This is a genomic window from Mariniluteicoccus endophyticus, assembly GCF_054780035.1.
Window position 1 is genome coordinate 1 of record NZ_BAAGXC010000024.1, and the last position, 6410, is coordinate 6410.

Annotated in this window: 4 protein-coding genes; 1 reads left to right on the forward strand and 3 read right to left on the reverse strand. The window is 71.5% G+C overall.

Annotated features, from left to right (window positions below):
* Nucleotides 1-354: 354 nt before the first annotated feature.
* Entirely contained in the window at nt 355-2844 is a 2490-nt protein-coding gene (gene hrpB / locus ACYVGD_RS12715; protein ID WP_460744103.1) for an ATP-dependent helicase HrpB, read from the forward strand.
* Here hrpB and ACYVGD_RS12720 read toward each other — a convergent pair.
* From ACYVGD_RS12720 to ACYVGD_RS12730, 3 genes are all read right to left on the reverse strand, one after another.
* Nucleotides 2825-4366, reverse strand: a complete 1542-nt coding sequence (locus ACYVGD_RS12720) for a vWA domain-containing protein (RefSeq protein ID WP_460744105.1) — start codon at nt 4364-4366, stop codon at nt 2825-2827. The genes hrpB and ACYVGD_RS12720 overlap by 20 nt on opposite strands.
* A 208-nt stretch (nt 4367-4574) precedes the next feature.
* Entirely contained in the window at nt 4575-5678 is a 1104-nt protein-coding gene (locus tag ACYVGD_RS12725; RefSeq protein ID WP_460744107.1) for a peptidoglycan recognition protein family protein, read from the reverse strand.
* Nucleotides 5679-5832: 154 nt separating this feature from the next.
* Nucleotides 5833-6410 (reverse strand): CHAP domain-containing protein (locus ACYVGD_RS12730; protein WP_460744109.1); only part of this gene is annotated, 578 nt, incomplete at its 5' end.

The following is a 6410-nucleotide window of genomic DNA, read 5'->3' on the forward strand; positions in this document are numbered from 1 at the left end:
GTTGAGTTCTCAAGAATCGACCACACACCTCGCACCACCCTCCCGGGCGCCGCTTGGGGCAACTCGATCAACCTTACCAGTCGGTTTCCTCGGTGTCAACCTCGGCCCGGCTCCGGCAGTTGTGGCCGCCGTTCGACTTTCGTCTCTCGGCAACCTGCCTAACCTTACTCGGTCTTTGTCACCTTGTCAACTCGGCTTGCCGAGTCTTCATCAGGTGTTCTTGACCTCGTGACGCTGCCTTCACCGCGAGCGGTTCAGGCAACTCGGAGAACATTAGGGATCTCCGCCGAGCTCGTCAAATCGGGCCCCGACACGTGTCGCAGCGCCATCCCGAGGGGTCCCTAGGGTGGGTCCGTGGGCACCTTCGAGTTCGACCTCGCACGCATCGGACAGGGCCTCGCATTCGCCGAGGCTGTCCCCCGGTTGGCGACGGCGCTGCGGCAGCGACGCGTCGTGGTTGAGGCTCCGCCCGGGACTGGCAAGACCACGATCGTCCCCGCCGCGGTCGCCGGCTCCGCGCCGGGCCGCGTCGTGGTGACGCAGCCCCGGCGCGTGGCCGCGCGTGCCGCCGCGGCCCGGCTGGCGGAGCTGGCCGGCGTAAGCCTGGGGGACGAAGTCGGCTTCAGCGTGCGCGGCGAGTCGCGGGTCGGACCGCGCACCCGCGTGGAGTTCTGCACCGCCGGTGTCCTGCTGCGCCGGCTGCTGGCCGACCCCGGGCTCGAGGGCGTGTCGGCCGTGGTCATCGACGAGGTCCATGAACGCCATCTTGACTCCGACCTCGTGTTGGCGTTCGCGCACGAGGTCGCCGAGCTGCGCGACGACCTCACCCTGGTCGCCATGTCGGCAACTCTCCACTCACAGTCCTTCGCCAGGCTCCTGGGTGACGGCGTCCCCGCCCCCGTGGTGGGGGTCGAGTCGGTCCAGCACCCCCTCACCGTGCGCTGGGCGCCCCCGTCCGCGCCACCCCAGAACCAGCGGGGTGTCACACCACAGTTCCTCGAGCACGTCGTCACGACCACGGCACGCGCCATGGCCGACGCGGCGGGTGACGCGCTGGTCTTCGTCCCGGGCGTGCGCGAAATCGAGCGTGTCGTCGACGGCCTGGGAGCCCGGGGCCTGGTGGCCCTCCCCCTCCACGGGCGCCTGTCCGCCCGCGAGCAGGACGCGGCGCTGCGCCCCGGGGGGCGACGCCGGGTCGTGGTCGCCACCTCGGTTGCGGAGTCGTCGCTGACCGTGCCCGGCGTACGCCTCGTCGTCGATTCCGGCCTCTCGCGCGAGCCGCGTGTCGACACCGGCCGTGGCATGACCGGGCTGGTCACCGTGGCGGTGTCTCGGGCCTCGGCCGTCCAACGGGCCGGACGTGCCGCCCGCCTCGGCCCGGGGACGGTCGTGCGCTGCTACGCCGAGGAGGTCTGGACGCGGTTGGCCGACCGCCCCCGGCCCGAGGTGCTGACGGCCGACCTGACCGCCGCGGTGCTCGACCTCGCCTGCTGGGGCTCGCGGCTCGGCGAGGGGCTGGCGCTGCCGGACGCGCTGCCACGCCCCGCGGCCGAGGCCGCCGAGCAGCGCCTGATAGAGCTCGGCGCCCTCGACACCGACGGGCGCCCCACCGAGCGCGGTCGGGCAATGGCCCGCGTCCCCGCCGACCCACGGCTCGCCCGCGCGCTCCTGGACACCCACCCGCTCATCGGCTCGCGGCGTGCGGCCGAGGTCGTGGCCGCGCTCTCCGGTGACGAGCGGGCGCCGCGGGCCGACCTGCACGCTCTGCTCGCCCAACTCCGCCGTGGCGGGAGCCCGGCCGCCCGCAGGTGGGCCGAGGAGTCGCGCCGCCTCGAGCGGCTCGTACCGCCCGTGCCCCGCACCGACGTCGACGACGAGCGGGCGGTCGGGCTCGTGACCGCGTACGCCTATCCCGACCGCATCGCGCGGAGGCGGGACGAGGGCGGCGGCTACCTGCTCTCGGGAGGTACGGGCGCAGACCTGTCCCGCGGGTCCTCCCTCAGCCAGGAGCCGTGGCTGTCAGTCGCCGACGTGGCCCGGTCCGGCGGCGTCAGCGGTGCGCAGATCCGTTCGGCCGCCGCGCTCGACGAGGCGACGGCGCTCGAGGCCGGCGCCCACCTGCTCCACGAGTCGGTGGTCGCCACCTGGGACGGAGGGCGGGTGAGTGCCCGGCGCGTACGACGGCTGGGGGCGATCGAGCTGGCATCGACCCCGGTGCGGGCGACGCCGGAGCAGGCCCGGGCGGCGGTCGCCGAGGGGCTGCGTCGCGACGGGCTGGGCGCGCTCGACTGGTCGGACGCGGCCCTCGCGCTGAGGCGAAGGCTGGCACTGCTCCACCACCACCTCGGCGAGCCCTGGCCGGCGATGGACGACGCCGCTCTCGCCGCGAGCGCCGAGGTCTGGCTCGCACCCGACCTTGATCGGATCGCCTCGGGGAACGGCCGGGTTGACCTGGCCTCCGCCCTGCGGCGCCTGCTGCCCTGGCCCGAGGCCGGGCGTCTCGACGAGCTGACCCCCGAGTCGATCATGGTCCCGACGGGGACCCGCGTACGCCTCGACTATCCCGAGGACCCCGCCCAGAGCCCCGTGCTGGCGGTGAAGCTGCAGGAGTGCTTCGGGCTGACCGAGACCCCGCGCCTGGTCGACGGGCGGGTGCCGGTGCTGTTCCACCTGCTGTCTCCCGCCCGCCGACCGCTGGCGGTCACCGCCGACCTGGCGAGCTTCTGGGCCAACGCGTACGCGGGGGTGCGGGCGGAGAACCGTGGGCGCTACAGCAAGCACCCCTGGCCGGAGGACCCGCTGACCGCACCACCGCAGAAGGGCGTCAGACGAGCCGGCGGCTGACGTCGGCCAGGTCGGCCGTCGGCGTGTCCTTGACCTTCACCGCGAGCGCCTCGGCGTCGGCGGCGATCTGGGCGCGCGTACGGATCTCGCCCCACGGGCCACCGCGCAGCGACTCGCTGAGGGAGGCGACGACAACGTCCTGCTGCAGGCGCAGCGGTGCCGCCTCCAGCGACGCGGAGAGGGCGCCCGGCGTCAGTGTCGCGGTGCGCTCGGTGGCCTCACGGGTGTCGGGGTGCAGGTAGCGCACGGTGGCCCTGCCCAACGGCTTCGCCTGATCGGCCCCCGGGGCGAGCTTCACCTCGTAGAGGGCGGTCGTCGAGTGCCCCGAGCCGACCTCGCCGCCGTCGACCTTGTCGTTGCGGAAGTCTTTGTCGTCGACCGCACGGTTCTCATAGCCCAGCAGGCGGTAGCTCTTCACCTGGGCCGGGTCGAAGTTGACCTGGGCTTTCGCGTCACGGCCGGTGGTGACCAGCGTGCCGGTGAGGTTTTCGCGGAACAGCCGGCTCGCCTCGTCGGCGTTGTCGACGTAGGCGAAGAAGCCGTTGCCCTTGTCGGCGAGCTGTTCCATGAGGTGGTCATTGAAGTCGCCGCCGAAGCCGACCGTGACGAGGTCGACCTTCTTCTGGGCTGCCTTCCCGATTGTCTGGAGGATCGCCTCGGGACCGGTCTTGCCCACGTTGGCGACACCGTCGCTGAGCAGGACCACGCGGTTGAGCTTGCCGTCCTCACGGTTCTTCATCGCCTCGTCGTAGCCCCGCTTCAGGCCTTCCTCCGCATTGGTCGAGCCGTCGATCTTCAGGTCGTCGATCGCCCCCAGGATCACGCTCGTCTTCGACACCGGCGTCTTCTTCAGCACGGTCTTCGAGTTCGACCCGTAGACCACGATCGTCACCGAGTCGGTGGGACGCAGAGAGCGGGTCAGCGTACGCAGCGCCTCCTGCGCTGCCGACAGTTTGTCCTCGCCGGCCATCGAGCCCGACACGTCGATCACGAAGGTCAGGTTGGCGTCCGGGCGCTTCGACTGGTCGACGACGGCCGACTGGACGCCGACGCGGACGACGCGGGAGTCCTGGGGCAGCCACGGCACCGCCGTGCCGTCCATGCGGACGTCGATGCCCTCGGCGGGAGGCTGGTAGTCCTGCGGGAACGCGTTGATGAACTCCTCGGTGCGGACCTCCTGCGGCGAGGGCCTGTTGCCTCCGCGCACCCGGCCGCGCGTACGCGTCCACGAGCCGGTGTCGACGTCGAGCGCGAACGTCGACTGCGGGTCCTCCGCCGTCTCGGTGACCGGGTTGCTCACCGCGGGCGTGCTCTGCGGCGAGGGTCCCGGCGACGTGTGGTCCATGGGCCGGGCGTCGGGAGCCGCGACACCGGTCTGCCGCACAGCGGGCTCCGACTGGCCGCCGTAGCTGCTTTTCGCGTTCCCCGCGCAGGCGCCGAGCCCGGCCACGAGGCCGAGGGCGGCGACGCCGGCGAGTAGGCGCCTCCACGGGCTGCTGCGGTGATGGTGCAGGTCGTCCATGTCTTCCCCCGAATGATGTGACGGTTTTGCCAGTAGGACGAACCGGGGACGCTGAGAGTTCTCAGATTTATCGGATCGTGACCGCCGGGCCGACATCGTGACCGCCCCGTGACGCGCGGCAGCTCCAACACGAGGAACAGGACTCGAGGGGGGCCCAGGACGCGACGCAGCCCCCGACCGGCGGGTCGGGGGCTGCGTCGACGGACCGTCAGACGGCCATGAGCTCGTTCCAGGTGGCGGGTCCGCAGATCGCGTCCTCCTCCAGGTGGTTCTCCTTCTGGAACGAGAGCAGCGCCTTGCGGGTGTTCGGACCGAAGGAGCCGTCGGCGGCGACGCGGACGTCGTTGACGGCGAGGGCGATCTGGAGGGCCTTCACAGAGTCGCCCTTCATGCCGTAACGGACGACGGTGATGGCCTTCGGCCAGGTGCGCGGGCCGCAGACGCCGTCGGCGGCCAGGCCGGACCTCTTCTGGAGGTCGATGACGGCGGCCTTGGTGGCGGGACCGAACGAGCCGTCGGCCTCGATGCGGGCACCGCGGGCACGCAGCAGGTTCTGCAGGACCTTGACGCGGTCTCCCTTCGAGCCCTCCTTGAGGACGACCCACTTGGCGGCCGGCGGTTCGACCGGCGGCTTCGGCGGGGTCACGGGGCCGCCACCGAGCTTCGCGGCGACGTCCTTGCGGAGCTGAGCGAGACGGTTGTAGAACGCGGTTCCCGGGCACTCGGTCTGGACGTGGTCACGGTGGCCGTCGATGGCGTTGGCGGTAAGGCCGTAGGACCAGCACAGCCAGGCGAGGAGGCTCACCAGCGCGTCGTACTGGGCCTTGGGGGGCAGCTGGCTGGTGTAGGTGCCCTCGTTCTCGATGCCGATCGTGTAGCCGTTGGCCTGACGCGCGTGGATGCCCTTGATGAAGGACTTGCGGCCCTTGACGTGGGCCAGCGAGCCGGTGCGCGCCTCCATGATGATGCCGCCACGGCTCACGGTGAAGTGCTGACCGGAGTCACCCCAGTCGAGGCTCATGTGGTAGCTCTGGATGCCGCGCGACACGGCGAAGGCGTGTGCCTTGGAGGTGTCGGCACTGTTGGGGCCCGCGGTGTGGTGGACGATGATCTTCGTCGGGCGGGCGTTGACGGCCTCGATGGTCCGGTTCGGACGACGGGCGCCCCACTCCGAGGTCGTGTAGATGCGCGGCATCGCCGGGGCCGCGAAGGCGGGAAGCGTCGCGGCGGCTCCGCCGGCCACGGCGAGCACACCGGCGCCGGCGGCACCGCCGATCACGGCGCGGCGGGAAAGATTGAGCTCGGGGAGCATCGGAGGTCCTCCTGAGGGCTGGTCGATGCCCTCAACCTAGGCATCCGGGGGCGCCAGGACCATGTCGGAGGGGTCGGAAGATTCCACATCCGCCGAGTAGGGAACGAGCCCGGGACCAACGGGTCCCGGGCTCGTTGTGTCGTCGACGACCTGCTCAGTACAGGTACGCCTCCGCGCGTGCGCTCTCGGTGATCGAGTAACCCCCGCGTACCTCGTAGTTGTAGTGCTCGACCCGGGCGCTGCCGTCGGGGTTGACGCCGATCACGATGCCGACGTGGCCATAGCCACCGCCTCGCGAGGCACCCCACCAGGCGATGGCCCCGACGCGAGGCTGGCTGCCGACGGCGCGGCCCCGCTGGAGCCACCCCTGGCGCCAGCCGATGGCGTTGCCGTCGCCGTTGCCGTTGATCTCGCTCCAGACCATGCCGCGGCGCCAGGCGGCGAAGTCGGTGCAGTTGCGGTACGCGAAGCCACGCGGCGACATCGAGCGGCCGTTCTTGCACCAGCTGCTCCCGCACGGATAGGCGTCGGCGTCGGGGTAGGAACCGCCCACGAGCCCGGGGATCACGGGGGTGCCGTTGTCGACGCGGCCGGTGTCGAAATGGAACACCAGCTTCCCACCCTGGAAATTCTGCGTGATCGTCCCATTCACCACCGGACCCTCAGGACCCGTCGGATAACCCAACGACCCACGCTCCCAACCCTGAGCCGCATAAGCCTTACCGATCTCAC